General features: G+C 49.6%; 20 protein-coding genes. 14 read left to right on the top strand and 6 right to left on the bottom strand.

Annotated features, from left to right (window positions below; all coding sequences use genetic code 11):
* Positions 1–11: 11 nt before the first annotated feature.
* Positions 12–551, bottom strand: coding sequence for an arsinothricin resistance N-acetyltransferase ArsN1 family B (locus ACYVFD_RS20850; RefSeq protein ID WP_461092435.1), 540 nt, complete (start codon positions 549–551; stop codon positions 12–14).
* Positions 552–624: 73 nt separating this feature from the next.
* On the opposite strand from ACYVFD_RS20850, the gene ACYVFD_RS20845 reads away from it, so the two are divergent.
* Positions 625–843, top strand: a complete 219-nt coding sequence (locus ACYVFD_RS20845; RefSeq protein WP_461092434.1) for a type II toxin-antitoxin system HicB family antitoxin — start codon at positions 625–627, stop codon at positions 841–843.
* Between the two features lie 41 nt (positions 844–884).
* Positions 885–1,049, top strand: a complete 165-nt coding sequence (locus ACYVFD_RS20840; RefSeq protein WP_461092433.1) for a type II toxin-antitoxin system HicA family toxin — start codon at positions 885–887, stop codon at positions 1,047–1,049.
* Positions 1,050–1,055: 6 nt separating this feature from the next.
* Here ACYVFD_RS20840 and mgtE read toward each other — a convergent pair whose 3' ends face one another.
* Positions 1,056–2,408 carry a magnesium transporter gene (mgtE, locus tag ACYVFD_RS20835; protein WP_461092432.1) on the bottom strand — a complete coding sequence of 451 codons (1,353 nt, stop codon included), beginning with the start codon at positions 2,406–2,408 and terminating at the stop codon, positions 1,056–1,058.
* 81 nt (positions 2,409–2,489) lie between these two features.
* On the bottom strand, positions 2,490–3,290 hold the full coding sequence (rsmA, locus tag ACYVFD_RS20830; RefSeq protein WP_461092431.1) for a 16S rRNA (adenine(1518)-N(6)/adenine(1519)-N(6))-dimethyltransferase RsmA: 801 nt from the start codon (positions 3,288–3,290) through the stop codon (positions 2,490–2,492).
* A 265-nt stretch (positions 3,291–3,555) separates the two neighbouring features.
* On the opposite strand from rsmA, the gene ACYVFD_RS20825 reads away from it, so the two are divergent.
* Entirely contained in the window at positions 3,556–4,710 is a 1,155-nt protein-coding gene (locus ACYVFD_RS20825; protein WP_461092430.1) for a PepSY-like domain-containing protein, read from the top strand.
* Between the two features lie 146 nt (positions 4,711–4,856).
* Entirely contained in the window at positions 4,857–5,042 is a 186-nt protein-coding gene (locus ACYVFD_RS20820) for a hypothetical protein (protein WP_461092429.1), read from the top strand.
* Here ACYVFD_RS20820 and ACYVFD_RS20815 read toward each other — a convergent pair.
* Together ACYVFD_RS20815 and ACYVFD_RS20810 are read right to left on the bottom strand one after the other, a co-directional pair.
* On the bottom strand, positions 5,034–5,792 hold the full coding sequence (locus ACYVFD_RS20815) for a phytanoyl-CoA dioxygenase family protein (RefSeq protein WP_461092428.1): 759 nt from the start codon (positions 5,790–5,792) through the stop codon (positions 5,034–5,036). The genes ACYVFD_RS20820 and ACYVFD_RS20815 overlap by 9 nt on opposite strands.
* Positions 5,789–7,531, bottom strand: a complete 1,743-nt coding sequence (locus ACYVFD_RS20810) for an Ig-like domain-containing domain (protein ID WP_461092427.1) — start codon at positions 7,529–7,531, stop codon at positions 5,789–5,791. The genes ACYVFD_RS20815 and ACYVFD_RS20810 overlap by 4 nt, the downstream gene beginning before the upstream one ends.
* Positions 7,532–7,836: 305 nt before the next feature.
* Between ACYVFD_RS20810 and ACYVFD_RS20805 the strand changes: the two genes are divergently transcribed.
* From ACYVFD_RS20805 to ACYVFD_RS20785, 5 genes are all read left to right on the top strand, one after another.
* Entirely contained in the window at positions 7,837–9,342 is a 1,506-nt protein-coding gene (locus ACYVFD_RS20805) for a hypothetical protein (RefSeq protein ID WP_461092426.1), read from the top strand.
* A gap of 87 nt (positions 9,343–9,429) precedes the next feature.
* On the top strand, positions 9,430–9,873 hold the full coding sequence (locus tag ACYVFD_RS20800) for a hypothetical protein (protein WP_461092425.1): 444 nt from the start codon (positions 9,430–9,432) through the stop codon (positions 9,871–9,873).
* Between the two features lie 109 nt (positions 9,874–9,982).
* Positions 9,983–11,473 carry a hypothetical protein gene (locus ACYVFD_RS20795; RefSeq protein WP_461092424.1) on the top strand — a complete coding sequence of 497 codons (1,491 nt, stop codon included), beginning with the start codon at positions 9,983–9,985 and terminating at the stop codon, positions 11,471–11,473.
* 106 nt (positions 11,474–11,579) lie between these two features.
* Positions 11,580–15,014, top strand: a complete 3,435-nt coding sequence (locus ACYVFD_RS20790) for a hypothetical protein (RefSeq protein ID WP_461092423.1) — start codon at positions 11,580–11,582, stop codon at positions 15,012–15,014.
* A 130-nt stretch (positions 15,015–15,144) separates the two neighbouring features.
* Positions 15,145–16,497 carry a hypothetical protein gene (locus ACYVFD_RS20785; RefSeq protein WP_461092422.1) on the top strand — a complete coding sequence of 451 codons (1,353 nt, stop codon included), beginning with the start codon at positions 15,145–15,147 and terminating at the stop codon, positions 16,495–16,497.
* Positions 16,498–16,663: 166 nt separating this feature from the next.
* On the opposite strand, the gene ACYVFD_RS20780 is transcribed toward ACYVFD_RS20785, so the two are convergent.
* Complete coding sequence (locus tag ACYVFD_RS20780) at positions 16,664–18,451, bottom strand: purple acid phosphatase family protein (protein ID WP_461092421.1); 1,788 nt, start codon at positions 18,449–18,451, stop codon at positions 16,664–16,666.
* Positions 18,452–18,917: 466 nt separating this feature from the next.
* On the opposite strand from ACYVFD_RS20780, the gene ACYVFD_RS20775 reads away from it, so the two are divergent.
* The 5 genes from ACYVFD_RS20775 to ACYVFD_RS20755 all read left to right on the top strand — a co-directional run bounded on the left by ACYVFD_RS20775 (position 18,918) and on the right by ACYVFD_RS20755 (position 25,996).
* Positions 18,918–20,510: a caspase family protein gene (locus ACYVFD_RS20775; RefSeq protein ID WP_461092420.1), complete on the top strand. Its 1,593-nt coding sequence runs from the start codon at positions 18,918–18,920 to the stop codon at positions 20,508–20,510.
* 20 nt (positions 20,511–20,530) lie between these two features.
* Complete coding sequence (locus tag ACYVFD_RS20770; RefSeq protein WP_461092419.1) at positions 20,531–22,171, top strand: M48 family metalloprotease; 1,641 nt, start codon at positions 20,531–20,533, stop codon at positions 22,169–22,171.
* Positions 22,168–23,451 carry a caspase family protein gene (locus ACYVFD_RS20765; protein WP_461092418.1) on the top strand — a complete coding sequence of 428 codons (1,284 nt, stop codon included), beginning with the start codon at positions 22,168–22,170 and terminating at the stop codon, positions 23,449–23,451. The genes ACYVFD_RS20770 and ACYVFD_RS20765 overlap by 4 nt, the downstream gene beginning before the upstream one ends.
* Before the next feature lie 128 nt (positions 23,452–23,579).
* Positions 23,580–24,428 (top strand): hypothetical protein, encoded by an 849-nt coding sequence (locus ACYVFD_RS20760; RefSeq protein ID WP_461092417.1) that lies wholly within the window; start codon positions 23,580–23,582, stop codon positions 24,426–24,428.
* Positions 24,425–25,996: a hypothetical protein gene (locus tag ACYVFD_RS20755; protein ID WP_461092416.1), complete on the top strand. Its 1,572-nt coding sequence runs from the start codon at positions 24,425–24,427 to the stop codon at positions 25,994–25,996. Before ACYVFD_RS20760 ends, ACYVFD_RS20755 begins: the two co-directional genes overlap by 4 nt.
* The last annotated feature ends 32 nt before the right edge of the window (positions 25,997–26,028 follow it).

Raw genomic sequence — 26,028 nt, 5'->3', positions numbered from 1 at the left:
GATCATAAGAATCAGCGTTCTATATCTCCTATCGCTACCGGAACAGGCGGGTTTACTTGATAGGGTTGTAAGGTTAGCTGAAACCAGGCAACACTATGCCAGGCCTCCATTTTGTACCCAATATTTCGATAAACCCCAACCGGCTCGAACCCCAACGACTGGTGGAATGCTTCACTCTTCGGATTCGGTAAGGTTATCCCCGCATAGGCGTTGTAATACCCTTGCTGGCGCAAATAATCAAATAGCTTAGTATATAACTGGCGGGCAATGCCTTGCCGGTGCCCATCAGGATGTATATATACCGACGTCTCGACCGACCATTGATAGGCCGTTCGGTCGCGATGTTTTGAGGCATAGGCATACCCCAGCACTCGCCCATCGACCTCCGCTATCAGATACGGCAGTTGTTGCTGGATAGTTCGAATACGGCCGGCAAACTCATCGATCGACGGCACATCGTATTCAAACGTAATGGTTGTATCGGTAATATACGGCGCATAGATGGCCAGAATAGCAGGCGCATCTACCGGAGTCGCAAATCGAATTGTCATAATATTAGCCCCTGCACGTTAAATATATCCTATAAAGGTTTTTTGTATCTTTACAGAAACGAATCTTAATTAAATGCAGGAAACTACATTAAAAAGTATTGTCTGGCAAGAAGGAAGCTATTTCGTTGCTCAGTGCCTGGTGGTAGACGTATCAAGTTTCGGCGAGACACGGGAAGAAGCCTTACACAATTTAGACGAAGCTTTGTCCTTATATTTTGAGGATCAACCTTTTGGCGAACTGCCTTCAGTAATTGACCCTGAGATCGTTGACGCCCACATTAGGTATGCCTAAGTTGTATTCGTCAGCTCATATTGTAGCCATTCTGGTTCGGAATGGTTTTTTATTTGTTTCGCAGAAAGGGTAGTCACGCAAAGTATCGAAAATTGGGCAATCCTACGCGTACAGTTATTGTACCGACAGGAAGAAAAGAAATGCCAAACGGTACATTCCGATCAATTGTCCGACAGTCTGGCTTAACTGAGGCAGATTTCAATTAGCCACCATTAGACTTCAGCCAATAACCACTGGGCGATGAGGAAATAGACACCGATACCAATCAGGTCGTTGGCCGTGGTGATGAACGGCCCGGACGCTACCGCCGGATTAACGCCTATTCGATTGAGTAACAAAGGAGTAACGGTACCCATAAACGATGCCAGCAGAACCACCGCCAGCAACGATGTGGCGACCACAAAAAACAGCCGGGGTTCGCCAATAATGAATGTATACGTCCCGGCGATCAGGCCAACCACCAATCCATTGATGATCGCGACCAGCAGTGTACGCAACAATCGCTTGGCCATGGTCATACTCAAACCCGTTGAATCCGTCAGACTTTGCAGAATGAGCGAGGATGTTTGAATACCTACATTTCCACCGGTCGATCCAATAATTGGGATAAACGCAGCTAAAGCAGCTACTTTGCCAAGTTCGCTTTGAAATCCGTTAATGACCGTTGCCGCCAGCAAACTCCCCACAGCCCCAGCCACCAGCCAGGGTAATTGTACTTTCGACCGTTGCCAGACGTTGTCGTCCTCTTCAACCTCACCCGACAAACCCGAAATCACCTGAATATCCTCTTCGGCCTGTTCGGTAATCACGTCCACGACGTCATCGATTGTAATCCGGCCAAGTAGCCGTTGCTGTACATTGACGACCGGCACCGCATCCAGGTCATATTTCTGCATTACTTCGGCCACTTCATCAACGGGCCGGTAGGTTTCGACAAACACCACATCTTCATCGTAGATGTCGGCAATTTTTGCATTCTTACGGGCCAGCACAATCTTCTTCAGTGATACCAAACCAAGCAGCTTGCCTACATCGTCGACCACATAAACGGCATACACGTTTTCGACGTCTTCGGCTTGTTTGCGAATTTCCTCGATGCAGGCATTCACCGTCAGATTAACGTTGATCTTGATCAGCTCCTTCTGCATCAGACTGCCTGCCACGCCATCTTCGTAGTGCAGCAGGTCCAGGATGAACCGAGCCTGTTCGCGGTCTTCCAGCAACCCCATGACTTCCTCCCGCACCTGAATCGGTTGTTCATTGAGCAAGTCAACGGCATCGTCCGAATCCATCTGGTTAATAAACGGTGCCAGTTCCTCGGAGGTAAATAGCTTTAGCAGATTGGTACGTTCCGTTGGATCAAGATTAGCCAGGATTTCGGCCCCAACCGATTTATCTAGCAAACTCAGCAGGTAATGCGCTGATCCAGGTTCCAACTCATCCAGAATCCCCGAAATATCAGCCGGAAACAGCTCTTCCATCTCCGCCCGCAACAGGGTATCATCCCCGGCATCGATGGCCGACTGAATTCGTTCCAGGTATTCTTTGGTGAGTTCGAAAGTCACGACTTAAAAGAGCGAAAGAGTGAAAGAGCGAAAGAGTGATATTACAAGGAAAGCTTTTCGCTGGAGCGCCAGCCCGGCCTTTCACTCTTTCGCTCTTTCGCTCATTAAATTCGTTAGTTCCACAAACTGTGCCACGCTGAGTTGCTCGGCACGTTTTTCGAGGTAAGGGCTGGACAGGGCGGCTTCGGTCAGGCCCAGAGGTTTTAGCGCATTTCGGAGGGTTTTCCGGCGTTGATTGAACCCGTGTTTGACCACCTGTACAAATTTCTTTTCATCACAACCCAATTCGGTTTTATCATTCCGACGGAGCGAAATAACGCCTGAATACACTCTGGGGGGCGGATTAAATACCTCTGGATCAACGGTAAATTCATATTTAATGTCGTACCAGGCCTGAAGCAACACACTCAAAATACCGTAATCTTTGTTGCCCGGCCCCGACGCTACCCGCTGCGCTACTTCCCGCTGAAACATACCCACTACTTCAGGCACACGATCGCGCATGTCCAGTACTTTAAAGAGAATCTGGGTCGAAATATTGTACGGAAAGTTACCAATTACGGCAAAAGGCTCCGTACTGTCCGGTTGTTTTGTAGGGAGTAAATCGGGTCGAATCGTCAGAAAATCGGACGGGAGAATCCGGCCTTCCAGAGCAGGGAAATGCTGTTTCAAATAATCGACCGATTCGCGATCAATCTCGATAACGTAGGTTTCAAAACGAGTATCGTTCACCAAAAACTGCGTCAGTACGCCCATCCCCGGCCCAATTTCAAGCACTTTCTGGTAGCCACCATGCCCGGTTAGTAGTTCGGCAATGCGTTGCGCAATGCTAAGGTCTTTCAAAAAGTGCTGACCAAGTTCTTTTTTGGGCTTTACTGACATAGTATGGGCAGGTTTCTACAGTACGCTTATTCTGGGTGCAAAGGTACGGGGCATCCGGCAAATTATCGGTGATTATGGAAATGAAGTCGTGTTAATAAAATACTTGTACAGCTGTACATGAATCATTCGTCTGTAAGGAGCCTGACCGACAAAAATCAAATTATCTCTTGCGTTTATTCTATTTTCAACATAGCTTAACTACCTGAAAGCGAGTAGCCTGGATCATCTCCAGATAATTTATAAACCAACTATAACCTACCATTCGATGAAAAAGATTAGCTTCTTTCTGCTTTTACTGAGCTTATTCGGGTTAGAAGCCTGTCAGCATCAGGAGGTTCAGTCCAATGCTTCCAGCGAGTTTTCGGGTGTTCCGGCTGTCGTTGTTCAGGCAGTGAAGAGCACCTATCCAACAGCCAGCAACATACAGTTTACCGAAATCGACAAAGGAAATATCTGGGAGTCTGATTTTACTATTCAGACAATACAGCATCAGGTAAAAGTCAAGATAACCGGTGCCATTCTGGAGTCTTACGCTGTCGGTAGTACGAATAATACGACAGGCGTTTCCTCAGCAACACTACCGGCTGCTGCCAAAACCTATATCGAAAAGACCTACCCAACGTATAAGATTGTGGCCGTCGGCGAAGGGGAGTACAATAATCAGAAAGCCTACAAAGTACTATTACGGGGCGAAAAAGAAGAAGTGACGCTCATTTTCGACGCCAATGGCACCTTGTTTCTGGAGTTTAAACAACCCGTAACCTCCTCAACCGGAGCTTCAGAAACGACAAAGACCTTCCCCATCACCAAAGCGGAGGACTTGCCAGCGGCTGCCGCTCAATACCTACGTGACAATGAATTGACCTTTGCAAAAGGCGTAGCCTCGGTGGATAAAGACAATAAAAAAACGTATCTGGTGATCGCTACAAAAGGATCGACCATCTATGAATTGCTTTTCGACAACGATGGCAAGCTCATCCGATCCAGTTCCACGACTCCGCCCACTACCACCGAACTAAAATCGATTAATGAATTACCACCGGCTGCCATTACCTTTCTGACAGGTTACACTTTCGAGAAAGGGGTAATGATCACTGTGAATGGCCAGAAAACCTATGTGGTTGTGGTCAGCAAAGAAGGAAAACGTTACGAAATTACGTTCGACGCCGATGGAAAAGTACTAAGCAATAAGTCTACCCCAAAAGTAGAAGAAAAGGCCATCTCCACCGATAAGGATTTGCCCGCTGCCATCACTGACTATCTAACTAAAACGTATCCAAATTGGACATTTATGAAAGGCGTTGTGGTGTTGTTAGATGGCAAGCCGACCAGTTATACCGTCGTGATTAAAGCGGGCGAAACGCTTTACTACGTTTTCTTCAATGGCGAAGGTAAATTTGATGCCGTTAAGAAAGGATAACCGTCATGCGTGTATACATGAGTAGATGGGATAGGTTCAGCGCCTGTCCCATTTTACGGTTATTCCCAAGATAAAGTCGAGAATGAAGAACTCAGCAGGAAAATAAATTTGTTAAGTTTAGCTATAAACCACTCGTCAATTGTATTATGACACTCATTCTGGAGCCCAAAAGTCAAGCCGATTACCAACTTTTCGTTGAACTGGCCAAACGTCTTCAGGTCACTTATCGGGAAGAATCGCAAAGTCTGGAAGAATTGGCAAAGGCAGAAGACAGCTTTTTCTCTTTAGCCGGAAGTTGGCAGAACGAACAATCGAGCGACGAGTTAGTTTAAGTTTATTCGCTCTGCCCATTGAATAACAGCAGGTAGCTCTTCATTCGAAAATTCGATGTGGATTACCCGCCTTCTCTTATTGTTGAATGTTCTGCTAGAACTGTGTAAAATCAACGGCTTCATTAACATAATTCCACCTTGTCGTACACAACAAGTCCTTTCAGTCTCTTCTGTCCAATCTATAGTTGTTGGTCTATAAATTCCCTTTAAATGTGATTTCGGTACAACTCTTAACGCTCCATTATTTTCATCTGTATCATCAAGGTGAATTCTGATTGTTGTAATATTTTTTAGAATGTCTAGTGGGGGCTGTACAGCAAATTGGTTTTGTTTGATTGTCCAGGGTCCGTAGCCTATCTGTTCAACCCTTTTGTCGACCGATATGGTCAAATCCTGGTGATAGGGCACATACCAATTTGACGTTTCAGGCTTATCGAAATAAATACTTTTAACTACAAAAAAATCATCACCAATAACTTGTCGAATAATAGATTTTAGTCTATCCGTAAAAATTAAATCAAAAACTGTAGGTATTTCTTTTAAAAACTGTCGGATAGCAAATAAGTCGTTCGATTTCCTAAAATTATCTCTTGACGTGTCAATACTGTTGATAGCCGTCAAAATAGTTTGTACTTCATCTTCTGAATAGATGCTATCAACGACCGAAAAACCGTTTTCTGATAGCTCTATCTTACGCTTTTCAATATCGGTCATAACAAAGTTTGAAAAAGCAATAAATAAGCCGGTCAAAAATCAATATCGGTTAGTTCGAAGTTCTGTTTGACGCGGATGGTTCCATTTTCTTCAGTGCCGGGTGCGTAGACAATGCGTTCGGGCTGGATGCTTTTTTGCACATTGCCGATGTCGCGCTTTCGGTTGCCATTGCTGTCAATAATCAGCCGGACACGATATAAACCCGGTTTTAGTCGTCCAAAGCTGTAAGCAGGTGTTCCATAAACCGATCGAATCACTTTGTACTTGTCGTCCAGGAGTTCAATAATGATATTAGTACCAGCCGACCCTACCGTTGCGGGACTGACACGCCCAGCAATGAGTCCATAACTATCCTCTTCAGCAATGGTGTACCGGGCCGAATATCGGGCCAGTGTATCACCCTGTACACTGATAAACGCGCCTTTTTGCAGCCTGAACAGCACACTATCGCGCAGGTTCGTTTTTCGGGCGATGACCAGCCGCGAAAAATTATTGCTCCAGACTAAATCAGCCGGAGTCAGTTGAAACGGTTTAGTGCTATCGGGACCAATGATAATTTGATTCGTAGTAAAGCGTAGAATCGGCTTATTGAAGGTCAGCGTAAACTCCAGATTATTGTCGATCGGTTCGCCCGATGGTGGCGACACCTGCACAGCCAGACCAGCCCGATTTTTAGCCCTGGTTTTCAGGGGAGAAAAATAGATGCGCTCGCGCAGTTCTGTCACATTACCGACCGAGTCTTCAGCCATGATCGTTACGTGAATGGTATCGTCGGCAGCCCGGTTGGCCGGCCTAAACAACCGAATCATCTTTGGGCTTTCCAGAAACGAGACCAACGAGTCGCTTGATGATGAACTAGCCACTGTGGTAGATGTAGCCGTAGTTGAAGTGGCTGATGTCGAAGTAGCGGTCGTAGAAATGGCCGACGTGGATACGGCCGATGTGGATACAGGCCGACCAAAGCGTAGTTTGTAGCTGGCAATACCGCTACTCAGTTCCAGGCCAAGGGTTTCGTCGGTGCGCTCGCGTCGGCTGATACGCGGTTTGCCATAGCCCCGAAACGCCACCAGATTGACGTCCGTATAGTTTCGGTTCAGGTTCAATACGCTATCCCGAAAAGCGACCCGCTCCCCCGGCGTGTTGTTGACCAGATTCAAATCCTTATCATCGAACCCATACACTTTATAGAGTCCCGACTTTACGTTTTCGATGCGGTAGTTGCCATTGCTGTCGGTCCGGGCAAAATATTGAGGGCGCTTCCGGTTGATGGGCAGGGTATCGGTTGACGCAAACAAGCCAACAACAAAACTCAACAAGGGCTGGCGGCTCTCATCATCAACCACATTCCCCCTCAGATACAGCGAATCGATCACGGAGCCGGTGCTAAATACCACTTTGGTATCCTTCGCTATGTTCCGTTCGGTAATGTCTTTGATCCCATCAGCGAAGTCGATGGTGTAGGTTGTGTTCTTTAGAAAGGGTTTGTTAAAATTGAGTCGTATGCCTTTGGGCAGTGATTTTACGACGTAGGTATTGCTATCCTGCGGGGTAATCGTAATTTTTTGCTGAAGATTCTCGCTGTTGACGTACTCATCAAATTCAAGTTCCACCGTCTTGCCATCGTAATTCAATTGTCGGGCCGACGGAATACTACTCACCAGCTTAGGCGCCAGCGTATCTTTCTTACCACCAGGCGGTTGGGCAACCTGCGCACAGTTTTGCAGAAAAAACGGGAGAGCCAGCAAAAGGGCAAAAACAAAATGGCGAAACGTCATGACAAGAGTTAATTCATAGCTTGTTGTAGCGTGGACGGATAGTCCGCGTAGCCGAAGGCTAAACATGGTCTCTACAACTTAGCCTTCGGCTACGCGGACTATCCGTCCACGCTACAGCAGCCACAAAGGTAAACGTCCGTTCATCGTTTAACTGTACCGATTGACATAAAATGGATGGTCTCTTCGTTACGTTGTATAGAATTTTAAGAAATTTTAAAGGTAGCTCGCTCAGGGAAAGAGAATGTGGGTGAACTTTGGGCAAATAGCGGCTCCCCTATTCGTAGCTAACCATTAAACAACTGTTCATGATTTACACCCGTTTTTGCGCATTGCTGTTTGCTGTTGCTTCGCTTGGTGGATTGGCAGGTTGCTCCAGCTCGGCCGATCAACTCGATAGCCAGATCAGCGATGCGCTGGAAGATAATACCGTCGATGTTGAAGAAGCTGATGCCCTACGGGTCTACATTGGCCAGGAGAGTAAAGCGTTGAGTAAAGATAAAAAAACCAGTATCCTGATTACGCCCGACGGGAAACTGGATGAGTCGGCACTGGTGGCGTATATCAAACGAAATCGCGCGTACCGTAAACTGGCGAAAGATGGTAAAACCCCTACCCTGAACCTATCAGGTGGTACGGTAGCCGGCAAACCACTACGGCTCAAGCTTTATCTGGAAGCCAGCGGCAGCATGTTTCCCTACGATGCGCCAGGTGGTAACGGGATGTTCAAACGCACGCTCAACGATGTACTAACAGAGTTCGATGCGGTCAACCCCAATCAGGGGAAACTATTCGTGGTCAATACCGAAGTTAACGACCTGGGCCTGTCGCTGTCGCAGTTTTTTAAGGAGAGAGACATTTTTACCGTTGCCAAAACGAAGGGCAAAACAACCAGTACGGACTTCGAAAAGATTTTCAGCGACATTCTCCAGAACACCTCTGGCGACGACCTGAGCATCCTGGTTTCCGACCTGATCTACTCCGACCCCAGTCTGACGGGCATGAGCGCCCAGAAAACCCTCGATGCCGCCAGTTCGCTGCTGACTACGGTATTCAACCCGTACGCCAATACGCATTCGATGCTGGTGATCAAACTCAAAGCCGACTTCGATGGCACATATTATAGCTGGAACAACGCCAAGAAAAAGTACACGGGCGAACGGCCCTATTACCTCTGCCTGATCGGTCGCAACGAGGCCATGCAACGGCTGTATCAGGATCAAACCTACCAGACTATTCGCCAGTTCAACGAATTGCCCGGTTATCAGGAATCGTGGTTCTTTGGCCGTGATACAAAGGCTGTTACGCCCTTCTACAGCGTTCTGGTCAATGATCCTGCCCGGAAAGGTCGCTTCAAACGGTCGAACGAAGAAGTGCGCAATCATGACAAAGCTGTTCATGCCCTCACCGATATTCAGCCCGACGTAGCCGACAAAAGTTTAACGATCCCGGTAGCGGTCGATTTATCAGCCTTGCGTGTACCCACTTCATTGCTAACCAATGCCAGCCAATATGACGTATCAGGCAAAGACAACTTCCGGGTCACGTCGGTACAAACCTACGCCGGAGCCAATGGCACTACCCACAAATTGCTCCTAACGACCGATAAACCAGCCCGTGGCAAACGAACCGTTACCATTCGCCTGCGCCGGGAATTCCCTCCCCGCTGGATCGAAAACACCAACACAACCAACGATGCCTCGCCCGACGCCAGTTCGACCTTTGGCATCCAAAACCTATTACAAGGTGTCGAACGCGCCTACAACCCAAATAACCAAACCGACTATTTTACGTTAACAATTAACCTTGAGTGATTGAGCGAATGAGTGATTGAGTGAATAGCTGACGCACGTTTTATTCACTCAATCACTCATTCGCTCAATCACTCAATCATTAAACTTATGGAAGAATCCCTCTATAACTTTTACAATCTGTTTGTCAACAGTGCGTTGCTGGAAGACCTGTATCAGGAAGAACTGCTATCGCCCCTCACCTTGACGGCCATCGGCATTGCCTTTGTGGTCGCCTTCGCCTTCTACATCTGGCCATTCAACAGAGTAAGTTTCAGTGGCATGGGCAACTGGCTATTGATGATGGGTGTCAGCTCACTGCTGCTATTCATTATTTCGCTGGTTACCTGCTATCAGAAAGAAGGACAGGAAATACCCCGCGACGAAGCCGATCCTAACCAGGGTACCCTCTTCGATCAGGGCATCAGTGTCTTCCTAAGTTACGCCTTCGAAATGGCCCTGCTGACGGCCGTTATCTTCTTCATCATTTCGATGGTGATGAAAAATTTCAGTAAAAATGCCAAACACCGGCCCATGTTGTGGCCTTCTAAATAGCTCTTTTTTTGTCATTCCGACGTCAGGAGGAATCTCAAGCTTGACTATTACACAACTTTGAGATTCCTCCTGACGTCGGAATGACAAAAAGGAGCCTAACATTAAAAATATGGCTAAACTATTTGTCTTTGCTATTGGCGGAACGGGTTCGCGGGTGCTTAAAGCGCTTACGTTTCTGCTGGCCTCTGGCGTGAAGCTCAACAATACCGACGAGGTCATTCCGATTGTGCTGGACCCCCACGCTACCAACGACGACCTGCTGCGGACCAAAGACCTGCTGCGCGAGTACGGCAACATCCGGGCGAACCTGCAAACCAAGCCAACATCGGGCTTTTTCAGTACCGAAATTAAAACACTGAATCGCTCCATCGGTGGCAACGCGACCATTGCCGACACCTATGTTTTTGAACTTCAGGGCGTTCAGCAGGAAAAATTCCGGGACTACATCAATTACGAAGGGCTCGATGCGCCCGCCAAAGCTTTTGCCAGTCTGCTGTTTTCAGAAGAAAATCTGGAAACCAAAATGGACATTGGTTTCGTTGGCAATCCCAACATCGGCAGTACGGTTCTGAACCAGTTTCGCTACTCAGATGTGTTCCAGGCTTTTGCTGAAAACTTTGGCGCCAACGACCGGATCTTTATCGTCAGTTCCATCTTTGGTGGAACGGGCGCGGCCGGTTTTCCAATCCTGCTGAAAAACATCCGGGGAGCGCAGGCTATTGGGCAGATTCCAAATCCAGCCTTCCTGCGCGATGCCAAAATCGGCGCCGTTACGGTGATGCCGTATTTCAGCCTGACTACCAATGAGAACAAACTGATTGACCCGGCCTCGTTCATTGCTAAAACCAAAGCGGCTCTGAACTACTACCAGAAGGGCGTGAACCCGTCGGTCAATACGCTCTACTACATTGGCGATGACCAGACGAAAGCCTACACTTATGATCCGGGTGCGGGCGGGCAGAAAAACGAAGCCCATTTTGTTGAAATGGCGTCGGCACTGGCCATTGTCGATTTCATGAACACCGATGATAGTAGCCTGGCCGTCAGCAACGGTCGACCTGTGAATCCGGTTTTCAAAGAATTTGGTATTGAACAGGATAGCATTAGCATTCAGTTGGGGCATCTGGCAGCACCGACCAAACAACAGATTAATTTGCCCTTGTCGAAAATGGCTTTGTTCAGCACCTACCTGAGCCAGCGGCTTCGGCAGGCAGCCGGTACAGTACAGTGGTCGAAAGCCAATCCAACCATTTCGTCGTCGTTCCTGAACTCGTCGTTTTTTAACAGTGTCAAAAATTTCGACGCGGCTTTCCGGCAATGGCTTTCCGAGATGCGCGAGAACAAACGGTCGTTTGAGCCGTTTTTGCTCGATGCGGCAAACCTCGGCCATACCGTACGCGGCTTTGAGCCAAAGAAGCGGGGACTATTCGGCGGGGAATCCGACGTGAAACTGGACATTGTCGACGACTTCGACCAGGCGCTCAACAAAACCGCCGAAGGGAAAGCCTATGGCAGCGAAGCCGATAAATTCATACAGTTGTTTTCGGAAGCGACCGACCAGTTCGTCCGCGAAAAACTTCCGAAAGTAATGGACTATTAATAGTTTTCCGTTTACTGTCTTCTGTTCACAGTTGGCTGACGCGTTAATAATCTCATGCGTCAGCCAACTGTGAACAGAAGACAGTAAACGGAAAACAGAAAAAATTATGCCAACCACATTCAGCTTACATAACCCCGTACCGGGTCTGCATTGGTACGTGAGCAAGCCCTTCGGCACCGACCAGATTGCGGCCATTCGTGACCCACAGGGCGGGCAGACCATAAAACAACCGACGTCTATTCCGAGTCCTTTCGCCCGCATGGACCTGGTTCGGTCGGCCTTCCTGAACCTGGCCCTCCGGCCTGACCTGATCGGTACGGTCAACGATCAGCGTATCGTATCGGATGCCCTCGATGTGGGTGAGTTGTTCTTCAATTACGACAAACTCAAAACCTACATTACCATTACGCCCTTCGATATTCGTACTGATCTGGAACGACTTCGGCAATCCATCAACCAGGGACACAAGCGACTGGGCGATGCGCTGAAGCTGTTTCTGGACCAGGATGCAGCCGAATATAATTTTGGCGACATCCACCGGCTGTTTATCCTGAGTTACCGGGGTCGGGTTGTTGGGGGAACCTCACCCAAAACCCTATTTTTCAGCTCGGGAAACGATTTGAGTTGGGTGGATGTATCGATGGGCAATGATCGACTGTTCGATGCCTCGGTTTGTCCGTTGTACCAGCGCGACATTGAGTATCAGAAGTTCTGGTACGCCATCAAGCAGTTCATGCCCAACTTCCGCGATCGTTTCCGCGAGGTGGATGACTACCTCAACCGGAGCCGGGCGCTGTTGCAGCAACATAATCCCGGTTTATTCTACGAACACATCGAATCGCACAATGGGCAGCCGTTGCTGACGCGGGAGAAATTTGAGCAGGATTTTGATGAACTGACCACCGGGCCGGGCGATATTGTCGAAGTACTCGGATTTGCACTTCGCAAGAAAAAATCCGATTCAAGGGCCATTAGTCAGGTTAGCGATTTCATTATCCGGTCGGATAAATACGCCCGGCTGAATCCGAACCTGCCGCGACCAATGGCGCTGCAGAACCGCTTTTTCCGGCAGTTTACGTATGTACCGCAAACGCTGTGGAACTCGAATACGGTAGTGCCCTACTATGCGCGAGAATCCTGGCGCGAGAACCAGCGGCCCCTACCTGGACAACCAGGCAATTACCCCTGGCTTACCGTCAGCGATCTGCTGGAACCTTACCTGATCCGCCTGCCTTTCCCCACCGACCGGGGCCGTTTCTTCGATGGAAACCTGCAAACACCTGCCACCGACAAGGGCTTTTTGCTACCGCTGAAAAAGGACTTCTTCGATTTCTTCAATGTCGAAGATTTGCTGACCGGCCGCGTCAGGATCAAAATGACCCCTCAGGGTGGTGGCATCAATGTGACACTCGACATTCCGGTTACGGCCCCCAGCCAGCCCGGCAATCAGTTCATTACCTTCGAGCGCCTGTACAATTCCACTGCCAGTGGCGTTAGCGCTCCTAACGAAGCCACCAACGAGGGGATCATTATCGAAAACTCATTCACAGTCAACATTTATCCGTTTGTTCGCTCGGGAGCCGTCACCGTGCCCGCCGACTACCGGGTTCAGTTGATCGAATCAGGTTTCGACAGTCAGAACCAGTACGAACTGACGTATTTTAACGAACGGAGCAATGCCGAAGTAGCGGTTGAGTCGAAACACCAGCGCACGGTTCGTCAGCAAAACACCGATGGGTCAAGTGTATATTACGTGCTGCGCGAAGAATTTGACTACCTGCAGGCGCATATTCGGGGTGATGGGAAGGAAATGAACGGCATTCTGATTCCGCGCTGGCAGCAGTACAGTGGCGGCAGTAAACAGTTCGAATTCTCGGTCGATTTCGGGACCACCAATACCCACGTCGAATACAAAGTCGATGGCGGCTCCCCGCGGCCTTTCGATGTGGCTGAACTGACACCACAAGTAGCTACACTAGTCAATCCGGCGCAATACAATCCGGCGTTGTTTGAGTTGTTCCTGCTCTACGATCTGGAGTTTGTACCGCCAACCATTGGCCCCGGCAAACCCGACAACTTCCCGACGCGCACTGCAATTGCCGAGCCAATGAACCTGAGCTACAATCAGCAAACGCAGGCATTGGCCGATTTCAACATTCCGTTCTACGTGGAGCGCCAACCGGCGGGCTCCAACCGCATCACGACTAACCTGAAATGGGCCAAAAACAGCGACCAGACCGAACGGCGTGTCGAAGCGTTTCTGGAAGAGTTGCTGATGCTTATCAAAAACAAAGTGTTGACCGAAGGCGGAAATCTAGCCCAAACGACGGTGTACTGGTTCTTCCCAGCCAGTATGACACCCGGTCGCGTAAGTCAGCTTCGGGCCGACTGGCAAACGCTGTATGACCGTTACATCGGCGGTGCCCCTGGCCGACTGCGGGAGGTTTCAGAATCGGTAGCCCCATTCTATTATTACAAGCAAAACCCAACCCTCAGCGCATCGGCCCGGCCCGTGATCAACGTCGATATTGGCGGAGGTACATCGGATGTGGTCGTATACGAACGTAACGAACCTAAGCTGCTGACCTCGTTCCGATTTGCCGGGAATGCCATCTACGGCGATGCCTTCAGCGAGTACGGAGCCGCCAGCCATAACGGATTCATCCGCAAATATGCCGATCGGATTCAGACCTTGCTGGACAGCCAGAGCTTGGGCAACCTTAGCGACAACAACCGGCGGATTCTGGACACGAACCGATCGGAGGATATTATGGCGTTCTGGTTCTCGATTGAGAAAAGTAACGACGTAAAAGCCAAAAGTATGCTATCGTTCAACGGGATGCTGGCCAAAGATGAAGACCTGAAAGTGGTGTTTGTGCTGTTCTACACAGCGCTACTCTACCACATCGCCCGATTGATGAAGCATAAGGGCATCAACCTGCCGGGCGCCATTACCTTCAGCGGTACGGGTTCCAAACTCCTGACCATCATCAGTTCCGACGATCAGATGCTGGGTAAACTAGCGCGGGTCATTTTCGAAAAGGTCTACGACCAGGCTTATGATACCAGTGGGCTGACACTCTTTTACGAACGTAAAGGCCCCAAAGAGGTAACCTGCAAAGGTGCCCTGATGCAACCGGCCAATAACCGTCCGGTCGATACGGAAGCCATCAGCTATGTGTATCCGGCTACGTTCAACGACCAATACCCAGAGCTGACCTATGCCGATCTGCGCAAACCCGAAGTGATCGACTCGCTATTGAAAGAAACCAACGAGTTCATTGATTTCTTCTTTGCGATCAATCAGCAATTCAGCTTCGTTCGAAACCTGAACGTCTCGGCTCGCTCGCTGGTTGTGGCTCAGCAGGAATTGCGGACGCATCTGGACACCTCACTTATGGATGGCATTCAGCGGAAAGAAGGCGATCTGATGGCCGAATACAGTGGCATGACCGACGCACTGGGCGCTCCCATCGAAGAAACGCTGTTTTTCTACCCATTGATCGGGGCAATCAATAAACTGGCAAATGCACTCGCGTAATGTTTGAAAGTTGTTACACAGCGTTTCACGGAGAGCAAAGAGATTCACAGAGCTATTTCTATTCTCTGTGAATCTCTTTGCTCTCCGTGAAACGCTGTGTACTAGCAAAATCGACAAGCTATCACCTTTTATGCGAAAACTATTTTTTTTCATACTTGGCCTGATTACCACCACAACCTTCGCCCAGACCACCAACCAGGCGGCCGTCGATACGCTGACGAAGGAAGTCGCCAAAGCAGTGTTTAGCACAATAAGTCAGGATCGAGGCCAGACAAAAGCGCAGGAAATTTACGCCAGACTTATCGCCTGTGGCGATGGTTGCGACCCTCAGAATGTTATCCGAACGGTTGGCGGATGGGATGCTGTGGGTGTAAAGATGCAGGAGCTGAGCGAGTTAAAAAATACGGCAAAGTTCAACGCCATGTCATCGGCCGAGGCTAATGACGCCATTCGGAAGCAGTTGATTCAGTTTTACAGCCGCTACAAAAGCGATAACAACTACGGCAAGCCCTTAAGTCCGTCTGTGCAACTGGGTATTATTCAAAAAATCGATGCGTTGCTACCGCCCGCTGCCGAATCGACTGAACCGGCTGCTACCGCTAATCCGGCACCGACAGATGAATCTACCGATCAAATCGTTGAAGGTGATAGTGCGAGTGTCGATCCAACGCTTTACCGAATGGGTCAGTTAGAGCGGCAACTGAAAGAGAAAGAAGAAAATAACCTTTGGATGATGATACTAACTGCATTAGGTGGTTTGATACTGGGGGGCGGAGCCGTTTACTTACTGCTTTACCGGTCTGCACAAGCTGAAATCAATGCATTACAGGACGAGAATAACCGATTACGAAACTCGTTGGAAACCGCCCAACGGACTAAATCCGGTCCCGATGTCAATACGGTCCGGTCGGCTGATCGTCAGAAAGCAGCCCAATATGATGCCATTGTTGCCGAACTGGGTGGCGAAAACCCGTTGACGGCCATTCGGCAATTAAAGCAACAAACGAGTCAGAAAAAACCGGAAAATCGGCCCACCATGCGCACGGGCGAACCTCTGGTTGAACCGACTACCAGCGTACCCGTCGAACCGGAGCCAGCACAGGTACAGCCCTCCCTGCCGCCACTACCCCCGCTCGAACCGTTGCCCCCGTTGAGCCGATCAGAAGTTTTTTATTTTCCGCCACCCGACCCATCCGGGCAATTCGATCTGGGTCAAAAATCACCCGTACTGTCTCCAGAATCAGCATACCGCTTCAGTGTAAACGCCGACAATCCGACCGTAGCAACGTTCCGATTTGAAGCCGATCCGGGTCGGGTTGCAAGGTTCATGACCTACCGGAATTACATGATCGAACCCGCCTGCGACAGTGAGAACAGTTATAGCGCCAGCCATACCCGAATCACCATGCGTCGGGATGGTGAGGCTGTACTCGAAAACGGTGTCTGGCGGGTGAAAACAAAGGCGTTGATTCGCTACGAGTAAACTGGTTTATTATACTGTCATAAAAGTTTTCTGTCATTCCGACGCAGGAGGAATCTTCGGGTAAGTATAGTTTTTTCTCACCCGGAGATTCCTCCTGCGTCGGAATGACAAAAAAGATAACAGAAAACTTACTTTACGCTGTGCTTATTCGATCTAGCCTACGGCGTTATTTCACAATCTTCAGTTCATCCACTTCGCGCCCGTCTTTGTCATACACGGTGTAGGTTAGCGTTTTGCCGTTGATCTTCATGTGCTGATAAAACGGGCCGCTCTTATATCGAATCTCCGCATAATCGGCGGCTGGCCAAACCTCATGCTCACTGGGTATTCCAATCGAGATGGTATAGATGGTCCCCTGCGCTGGCGAAGCAACCGGTTTCTCGGCAAACATGGGTTTTGTCCGCTGGTAGTAATGCACATGGCCACTCATGACCATATCGACGTGGTACTGATCAAATAACCGGCACCACTCTCGGCGAATATCAGCGTAATCTTCCTCAAAATTATAGGGAGGAAAGTGGAAAAAGGCGAATTTCCAGTCGGCTTTCGAACTAGCCAGTTGCTCTTGTATCCAGGCAGTTTGGGTCTCAATGGGCGATGTGGCGTCGATCATCAGAAAGAGCGCATTCTGATACGTGAAGGCGTAGGTTTGTTCGGTAGGCACCTCCTTATGGGCTGGACCATTTTTGGGCAGACTGAACATCTCCTGATACATCCAGGCCCCTAATCCATCCTGACTATCGTGGTTTCCGGGAATCGGCATCAGCGGCTTATAGCGAAACATCTCCCCCGAATGCTGCCACAGTTCATCCCATTCGTCCCGATGCAAGCCTGTACTGACCAGATCACCTGCAATGGAGTAAAAGGCGATTTCGGGATGAAGCTCCAGCGTTTTCCGGGCCATAGTCCCCCAGTCCGGCGACTTATGCGTATCGCCAAACCAGATGAATGAAAACCCATCGGGCGTTGCCGACTGTGTGCGGAAGGTGGCCGGAACCGACCAGTTTCTCGTTTTAGAACCAACACAATACCCATACGTTTTGCCCGCTTTCAGCCCGGAAAGTTGCGCCGTAAACCGATTGACGTACCGATCATTCTGCAACAACCGATCTTCCATCCGAAAAGCCGTAGCTGGTTTCAACAGCGTATCCGTTGTACCTGTTAACCAGTATTGGACCCAGCCGTCTTTAACCGAAGGGGCCGTTCGCCATTGAATGTCCTGCGTCGTAGTGGGGTCTCCACTCCATGTTAGCAAAAGTTGATCGGGACGCTCCTGCGACGGAGAGACGGTTTTTCGAAAAGCACCTACCAGATGCGCTTCCCTCGCCCGACCGCGAATGGTCTGAAACAACACCTGACCCCGCAACGACTCCGGCACTTCGGTAAGCGTCAGGTCGCTCCAATCATGGTACGTAAATGCACCTACCCGTAGTGTATCGAGTGTTTGATTGGCCGGAAACACATTTGTAATGTTGACCTTACTGCCCGGCTTTTGTGCCCCAACACTGATAAAATACACCGGACGATGTTTGTCGAAGCCGTTGATACCAAGCTGCACCGTCCCCGGCTGAACAGCCTTTTGCCACACCTCATAGGTGTATTCTTCATTTTTTACAACCAGAGCCGTTTTTTGAAAGCCACTTTCTGTCAGCCAGAAGGGTACTACTTTCTGGTTCTGATCCCGCATTAACGAAACCACGGCGGGCACATCCACTTCGAACGTCAGGTATTGCGTAGCCAGTACATCCTTCTCCGATTCACTCAGGAACTGAAGGATATAGTTATGGCTGATCGTATCCAGTTGTTCTGGTTTGTGCGTTTCATAAAGCCGGCTGACCGCTTTATCCATCACGTCTTTAACAGCTATTGGGGTCGATTGCTGGCCCGTTTTACAAGCCCAAAAACCAGCAGTAATCCAAATGAGTATACCGAAGCAAAGCCAACGAAAGTTCATAAAATTAGTCCGTATCCATTCACGAATGGATGATACGGCAGGGAAAGTAGTTGTTGACTATACTACTTCCCGACGCATAGGAAGTACTACAGAGACGGGTCGTTTTTGTTGCTTACAGGCTATGTAAAAGTAGTTAGGACTAACTATTGTATGACTAATAGGCTTGCCTGTTACATTGCACGACAATTGTTGAACTAGAATCCAGCCACGTTATGAAGCGCCCATCCACAACTGATCCTTTTTTATTAGCTAGTTTCTTCGCCTTCGTTTTTATGAGTTGTCTTCGCATCGGGATAATGGAACGGTGTGCCCGATAAGGCAGAGTCTGAATTAAAAGGAACGTACCGGTTCTGATCTGGGGACTACTATTGAATTGTCAACGAACTCACTTATATTTATCCCCTTACCAAGCTGACAGTCAAGCGGATTAACGGTTCCAGTATCCAATTAAACATCATCTGGCGAAATGGCAAGGCCTGTTTACGTCTCTGGTTACCTTCTGGTTACTCGATGGATGTTTTTCGGGTGGATACTCGTTGGCTTTTCGCTCCCCACCTTAGTCTTCGCGCAATCGGTGACGGAGCAAAAAGTGCATCAATTGACTGCACTGGCTGATAAAGAACCAGACCCAGCCAAAGCCGAAGCCCTTTATACTGAAGCCCTGCAACTACTCCCCAATGCCGATGCGGTTCGGCTGGCCCGTGCCATTGTTCGTGGTCGGCTCGGGCGCTATCCCGACGCTATTGCCGATGCCACGGCTGCCATTGCGCTGGTCGATACATCGGCTCGGTATTATGCCCAACGTGGCTATCTGCTGGTCCAAATCAGCGAATATGACCGGGCCGCTGCCGACTATGAACGGGCTATCCAGCTCAAACCCAAAGAGGCTAATTTTTACAGTGGGCTAAGCTATTGCCGGGTCAAGCAAAACCGACTGGCCGAAGCCTTACGTACCGCCCAACAAGGCATCAACCTGAATCCGGCATCGCCCTATTCGTATCGAAACCGGGGCCGGGCGCAGCTCTATAGTGGCAAAGTCGATGAAGCGATTGCCGATTTCCAACGGAGTCTCGAACGTAAACATGGAGAAGCCTACCGCGTTCTGACCGATCTGGGCGAAGCCTACGAACGCAAAAAAGACTACCTCCACGCGGCTGATTTTTACAGCAGAGCCCTGACCATGAAACCAGGTTATGCCGATGCCGAAGTCCGCCAGCAAGGGCTGATCCGGCAAGGGTTGATTCCGTCCAAAACCGGTTCGCGGCCGTCTAATTCAGGCAATACTACTGGCTTAGCTTCAACCTTTACGGGCAAACGAGTGGCGCTGGTGGTTGGTAATTCCGAGTATATAAATATTGGCCCACCATTGCAGGAGCAACCTGTCAACGATGCAAAAGCGATAGAAAGTCGGCTGAAGGAATTGGGCTTTTCGACAACTCTCGAAACGAATGCGGAAGAAACAATACTTCGGAAAAAACTGGCCACGTTTTACGAGGAAGCCGCTGCTGCCGATGTCGTCTTTTTTTACTTCGCCGGTCATGGACTCCAGTACAACGGGGCCAATTATTTACTGCCCACCGATATTGAGGTACACCCGACCATTCCGAAACGGTATGACGACGATCTGACTAAACATGCCTTTCTGATCACGACGCTCATTGAGCAGTTGCAAAAGAAAAACCCCCGATTCTGCGTCATTGTGCTGGATGCCTGCCGGGAAGACCCCTTGAAAGCGCTTAAAAACGCTCCGTCGGCATCTACGGAGGCCATCGACAATCTCTCCCGGTTTACTCCTCCCCCGTTTTCGCCCATTGTGGTCGAGAACTTTATCCGCAATTGCTGTGTGGCACAGGCCACTACAGCAGGTAGCCGGGCCTGGAACGGATCAGGACGAAATGGCTGCTACACAGAGGCTTTGCTTCGGTATCTGAAAAAAGGCGCTAACTTAGAACAGGCGTTGAAAAACGTACGAAGCGACGTGCTCGAAACCTCCCAGAAAGCCGGAGCGCTCCAGCGCCCTGAGTTTCTGAACCAGACTGCCGACGATCTGATCTTTTGACGTTTATCCGAACCCGAACGATGAAAAGCACTTTCTTTCCTCTCCTATCTACGCTGCTGTTACTGGTGTTTCGCACCCTAGCGCAGATGCCTATGAATGAAGTGCCACTCGACAAAAAATTCACGAATGCCACCGTTCTAACGTTTAAACCGCCTTACCTGACGATGGGTGTATATCTGGAAGATGACCCCGATGCGCGCTATTCGACCATTAGCATCAACAACAGCACCCTTTTCCTAAAGAAATTCCGTAAGCTCGACAAAGTAAAGCCCGACGATAAAATTCAGCCTTCAGCCGTTGTTCCTGGCATGAAAGTAGACCTCTACATCGATCATTACCAACGTAGCCTGAAGAACATTGCCAAAGAAATTGTACTATCCGACGATTACTACGGCTCAGTGACGTTGACGGGTCTGTTTGAGTTTTTCGAGGGGCAAAAAGCATCCGTCGATGGGCAACTGGTCATCCTGGAGAAAGGTGCCGAAATCAAAGGCCAGCATGAGTGGAAAGACAAAAAATTCAACTCGTTCAGCGAGCTACAATTGGGTTGCGAAGTGACCTTGCATGGTAAACGCGAGACAGACGGCATCATTTACGTATCGCGGGGTACAGCCCGGCCCGTTGAAGAAAACACCGACGATCTGATGATGCGCCGGGCCGTCGACCTGGGTATGAAAGTGGATAAAAACCGGCTCGCCATCGGCAAAACATTCACTAAAACATTCATCACCGACAATACGCTTCAGGATTACGTCAACAGTCTGGGCCGTAAGCTGGTACCGCAATACATCCGATCACTGCCCATCGACCACCCCGACCATATCGATTTTAAGTTTTATCTGGTCAATGACGAATCCATGAACGCATCGGCTTTCCCAAACGGAACGGTTGTAATTCATACAGGTCTGCTCAAAAACATCAGCAACGAGGCACAATTGGCATCGGTTTTAGGCCATGAGATCGCCCACGTTACCCAAAAGCACCAGGCTAAGAACTACCGAAATCGCAAAAGCTGGAAAACGATTACCGATGTGCTGGCGGTAGCTACCACCGTTGGCGGAACTGCGTCAACGTCCCAGAATAGCCGATCGAATCAGATGACCCGTACGCCTACGAACCAACGCGGGCAGCCATCAATTACCACAACGGGCAGCCTACCCATCGCCTTTCTGACTATTCTTTCGGAGATGTACGTCAGTGAGTACAGTCGTTCGCAGGAAATGCAGGCCGACCGGATTGGGCTGCGTTACATGTATGATGCCGGTTTCGACCCGCGCGAAGCCGCCAACATCTGGAAAAAACTGTCGCAGGACGAAACCGACGCCAAACGCGATGTGGCGGCCACAAACATGATGATGCAGATGATGGACGAACCCACCAAAGCCAAAGAAACATCTGGGAAACCCGTACCGCCCGAAAAGCGCGAGTCTATTTATGCGTCGCATCCGAAATCGCGGGACCGGTTCAACCACGTTAGTTTTCTGCTCTCAACCGCCTACGCGAACGCCGATTTGAGCACGAAAGTTGTCGATGCCGAGCTTCATCAGCGGATGCTTAGCCTGCTCAGAACCTATAAATCAAGTTCAGGTAGTCCGGTCCCTTCCAAGACGGATAAACCCAGCCGTACCCGTCCGTCCACTGCAAAAGGTCCCAGGCCATGAACTATCGGTTGTTTTTCCGTCTTTTGCTGGCGTTGCTGATCGTAAGTCCGGCTGCTCAAAGTCAGACGCTTCACTTCATTGCGTTTGCCGATACTGACGATCCGAGCATCGGTGGCAACGACATGAAAACCTACAGTTCGCTGACGGGCAATGGCGGGCTGGCCCAGACCATTGCCCAATACAGCGGCTTAACCTTGAACATGGCCGGTTTTTATGGCCCTCGCTGTCAGGCAATGGAGGTTGATAAAATACTGGCCGAACTGGCTCCCGGCAAAGATGATGTGGTCTTTTTTTACTTCATCGGGCATGGGTTCAACAGCCGCCAGAATGCCTATCCATCGCTGATTTTTGGCAAAGCGACTGCCGATCTGGCCACCATCGATGCGTCGTCGCGTAACCTTCGTGAGCTATATGCCCGCATCCGGGCGAAAAAGCCCCGGCTGACCATTGTGATTGGAGATGCCTGCAACAAAGAGCGGACTGACCCACCTTCGCCCATTACCAGCAGCCGACCGATTGATGTGATGCCACCGACCAATATAAGCCCCGATCGGATTAAAAGCCTGTTTCGCAACTGGCAGGGCGGTTTTCTGATGAGTAGTTCACAGCGAAATCAGTTTTCGCACAGCGATCCTAAAGGTGGCTGGATGAGCGTATCGTTTCAAAATGTACTGATGGACTGGTGCTCGGCTAGTCGAAAAGGGCCGCTTAGCTGGAAACTATTGCTCGATGATGTGATACACCGAACCGATGCAATGGCTCGTCAGAATCGACAGGCGCAGATTCCTCAGTTCGAACAGGAACTGACAGCCTTTAGCGTTTCGCAACCTACACAGCCTACGACCGTCAGTCGATCGCTAACGTATTCACGTCCTCCTGATTCACCTTGTCCGTCGCTCGATCAGTTCGTCAATGAAGTGGCCCTGGCCGGGATTCGGGAAGACATGCCCTTGTTGCGTGACATGAATAATTCCATTACGAGCGACAATGCTGAAGCGTATGCGGCATCGTTCACGAAGTTTTACAAAAACCAGCGACCGTTTTACGAAAGCCTGAACCGTATTTTATTCAATCGAATCAGTGACCTGCCTTCTCGTTGTCAGCAGCAACTCGACAACGATACAAAGTGGGTCAAAGCCAGTACCGACGAGGTGAACGAACGGTATCAGATTATTCAGAAGTACGCCCAACGGCCCAATCTTCTCGTCCAGCAGGCCCGCAGCGACTTACCCTCGATCATCCGTCGGCTCGAAGAGATTTTGGAAAAGTTTGACAAATGAAACGTCATTTGATAGTCATTGGTGGTCATTTATTGTCATTTATGGTGTACAAGGGCTGCTTCAATCAATGACTTTGAATGACTACCTAATGACCACCAATGACTATCAATGACAATTAAAATTCAACCATGCGAACCCTGAATCTTGTCTTTGTCCTTGCCTGCCTGACAACGATAACCGTATACGGTCAGGCGAAATATCGGGTGGGTTTATGCCCTGGTTCACAAGCGGGTTATCTGACTTTGGCCAAACAGGTAGCCTCCCTGCCCGTAGCGCAACCCAACACCAGCCAGTACAACGAACTGGTCAGGAAGAATGAGGAACTGTTGAAAAAATACCTGACCGAATGGGTTCGGGCCGAGAAGCTGAAACGCTATCAGGTAGCCATCCACTACCCCGACAAAAAAGTGCGGTTCTGGCAGTCGTCGGCGGGGGAAGCGGGTACGTTTTTTAACGAATCCGTTAGTGCTGCGGCTGGCCGTGGCGGACTGGATACCGCCATGAAACCGGGCGATAATCAACGATGCTTTTTTCAGGATACGACCGTCGTACTCGATACGCTCCGCATCCGACTAGGCGATTTCAGTCCCCAAACAAAGTTCACCCTTGTCGTCAATCAGAAGCCATATCCTCTGCCGTTAAATACCGAGCGTACCGAATTACTGCTCTATGCGGGTATGCTGCCCAACGCAATACCGGGTCATTATCAGTCCGCAACGGTTAGCATCGATGCTGAAAGCTATCCGGTCACCTTCTATTTTCTCTCCCCCGACGACCGGGCCCAATTGGTTCGCTCCCTTCACGACTGGACGGCAGACGAACAGCCACTCTGTTCAGATCTCCCAGACCGGCTGGTTGCGTTTCTGACCCGCAATTGGGGTGGTAAACAGTGCATTAGCTCAGCCCTATATAACTCAGCTCAACGTCAGGTAGTCCGTAATCTACTTCGTACCGAACACATCAACTGCACCCCATGAATATTCTGGAGCTTGAAGCCGAACATGGATGGCTGCTAGAAAGCGCTCTGTTTCTGGCCATCTTCGCAGCCGTTTATGTACTCTTGAAATCCGTCTCCCACAAAACATTTCGGTGGCTTTTCCCCATCGTCAATTCGCTATTACTCACCGCATTCACAGTCGGTTGCTCGGGGCAGTTTCCGTTGCTGTTGGGCGAACAGGCCGTTCTGTTTTCGGGCTTACATCATTTCCATAGCCAACTGCATCAAAACCAATCCATCAACGCGTTGCTGGGCGAGAATCGGCTGCTTCTGGTCGATGTATCACACGATCTGGCGCTGGTTCCCGATTCGTCGCTGAATGCCAGTTGGCGAACTAATCAGCTCATTACCGACCGCCAAAAATTGACACAGTTTCTGACCTCACTGAATCAGGATTCTGCCCGGCAGTTTGTCAGTATGGTCGTGTGCGATCTGACCTTTGGTGATTTTTCGACAGAACCCACTCAGGACAAAGCCTTACAGAGTGCGTTAAACACCCTCAATGCCGAAGGCAAGTTACTGATCGCCAAAAGTGAACTGGCGGGTAATCGATCCGTCAAAGGAGCCTTAAGCATTAATACCGATGCCATGGCGGGCGGCTCGGTCGACATTACGAAATATTACGAAGGCAAATTTTTCCACTATAAGCTTTACGAAGAAAAACCCGACTCGCTGCCCAGTCTGGCCTATGTACTCTACGACAGCCTGCAAAAACGCCCTCCTGTCGCCCATTCCACTTGCCCTCCTACCCTTCGAAAACGACCATCCGGTTTGTGGACATCAGCCTCTTTTGTGCCCGATTTCTGGATCGACAATGAGGATGTAAGCCGCGAAACCGAAGGAGAGCTTGAAAAATCGCATAGCTGGTGGCTTCGGCTGGCCAGGCTGTTTGCGCATGCACCGGAAGAGGGTTTGCAGGAAGCCAGCGGTCGCCTTCGCGATAATTTTTTCTACCTTGGCCAGGTGACGGATACCGATACGTCGGAATTCGGTGGACGAACCGCCTTTCGGGAACAGCTCCGTGACAACTACAACCATTGCAAGCAAAATATCGTGTTTATCGGCCTGTTCGAAGATCCTGAGCGCGACATGCACCAAACCCTGGTTGGTTCCATGCACGGGTCGGTTCTGCTTCTGAATATGTTTATGAACCTACTGGCGGGTAGTCATCTGATCGGGTTTGGGTATCTGCTGTACTTACTGATCGGTTTCTGGGGTGTTGGCTACCTACTGGTTCATGAACCCCACCTGCTGGAAGAGCATATCCCTTCTGAAAGGCCGGGACGCTGGGTGGTTATATGGGATTCGATTCGCGAAATGGGCTATCGGCTTCGGGCGTATGTGGTCGAAAAACGAGCGTATTTATTCGCCTTTCTGGTGCTGCTGGGTGCGATCGCGTTTTTCAATCATTTGATTAATCTGATCATTATTGGCGTTTATATCGTTACAGTAACAGAGGTGTTTGAAAAACTGTATCACGCCAGGCATGAACACAGAAAAAAGCACAAACGACCTCAATCGGGTTCTGCGGACAATACGCACGCATAACGAACCGTTCTGGACAAATCCAGACCTTTAGT

The sequence above is a fragment of the Spirosoma gilvum genome (genome assembly GCF_054776815.1).
Note: the sequence above shows the minus strand (reverse complement) of the source record. Positions and strands in the feature narration are given on the sequence as shown.

Excerpts from the sequence above, each read along its gene's own strand:
- ACYVFD_RS20850 (WP_461092435.1), bottom strand. The coding sequence starts at position 551 with ATGACAATTCGATTTGCGACTCCGGTAGATGCGCCTGCTATTCTGGCC.
- ACYVFD_RS20845 (WP_461092434.1), top strand. The coding sequence starts at position 625 with ATGCAGGAAACTACATTAAAAAGTATTGTCTGGCAAGAAGGAAGCTAT.
- ACYVFD_RS20840 (WP_461092433.1), top strand. The coding sequence starts at position 885 with ATGGTTTTTTATTTGTTTCGCAGAAAGGGTAGTCACGCAAAGTATCGA.
- rsmA (WP_461092431.1), bottom strand. The coding sequence starts at position 3,290 with ATGTCAGTAAAGCCCAAAAAAGAACTTGGTCAGCACTTTTTGAAAGAC.
- ACYVFD_RS20825 (WP_461092430.1), top strand. The coding sequence starts at position 3,556 with ATGAAAAAGATTAGCTTCTTTCTGCTTTTACTGAGCTTATTCGGGTTA.
- ACYVFD_RS20820 (WP_461092429.1), top strand. The coding sequence starts at position 4,857 with ATGACACTCATTCTGGAGCCCAAAAGTCAAGCCGATTACCAACTTTTC.
- ACYVFD_RS20810 (WP_461092427.1), bottom strand. The coding sequence starts at position 7,531 with ATGACGTTTCGCCATTTTGTTTTTGCCCTTTTGCTGGCTCTCCCGTTT.
- ACYVFD_RS20805 (WP_461092426.1), top strand. The coding sequence starts at position 7,837 with ATGATTTACACCCGTTTTTGCGCATTGCTGTTTGCTGTTGCTTCGCTT.
- ACYVFD_RS20800 (WP_461092425.1), top strand. The coding sequence starts at position 9,430 with ATGGAAGAATCCCTCTATAACTTTTACAATCTGTTTGTCAACAGTGCG.
- ACYVFD_RS20795 (WP_461092424.1), top strand. The coding sequence starts at position 9,983 with ATGGCTAAACTATTTGTCTTTGCTATTGGCGGAACGGGTTCGCGGGTG.
- ACYVFD_RS20790 (WP_461092423.1), top strand. The coding sequence starts at position 11,580 with ATGCCAACCACATTCAGCTTACATAACCCCGTACCGGGTCTGCATTGG.
- ACYVFD_RS20785 (WP_461092422.1), top strand. The coding sequence starts at position 15,145 with ATGCGAAAACTATTTTTTTTCATACTTGGCCTGATTACCACCACAACC.
- ACYVFD_RS20780 (WP_461092421.1), bottom strand. The coding sequence starts at position 18,451 with ATGAACTTTCGTTGGCTTTGCTTCGGTATACTCATTTGGATTACTGCT.
- ACYVFD_RS20775 (WP_461092420.1), top strand. The coding sequence starts at position 18,918 with ATGGCAAGGCCTGTTTACGTCTCTGGTTACCTTCTGGTTACTCGATGG.
- ACYVFD_RS20770 (WP_461092419.1), top strand. The coding sequence starts at position 20,531 with ATGAAAAGCACTTTCTTTCCTCTCCTATCTACGCTGCTGTTACTGGTG.
- ACYVFD_RS20765 (WP_461092418.1), top strand. The coding sequence starts at position 22,168 with ATGAACTATCGGTTGTTTTTCCGTCTTTTGCTGGCGTTGCTGATCGTA.
- ACYVFD_RS20760 (WP_461092417.1), top strand. The coding sequence starts at position 23,580 with ATGCGAACCCTGAATCTTGTCTTTGTCCTTGCCTGCCTGACAACGATA.
- ACYVFD_RS20755 (WP_461092416.1), top strand. The coding sequence starts at position 24,425 with ATGAATATTCTGGAGCTTGAAGCCGAACATGGATGGCTGCTAGAAAGC.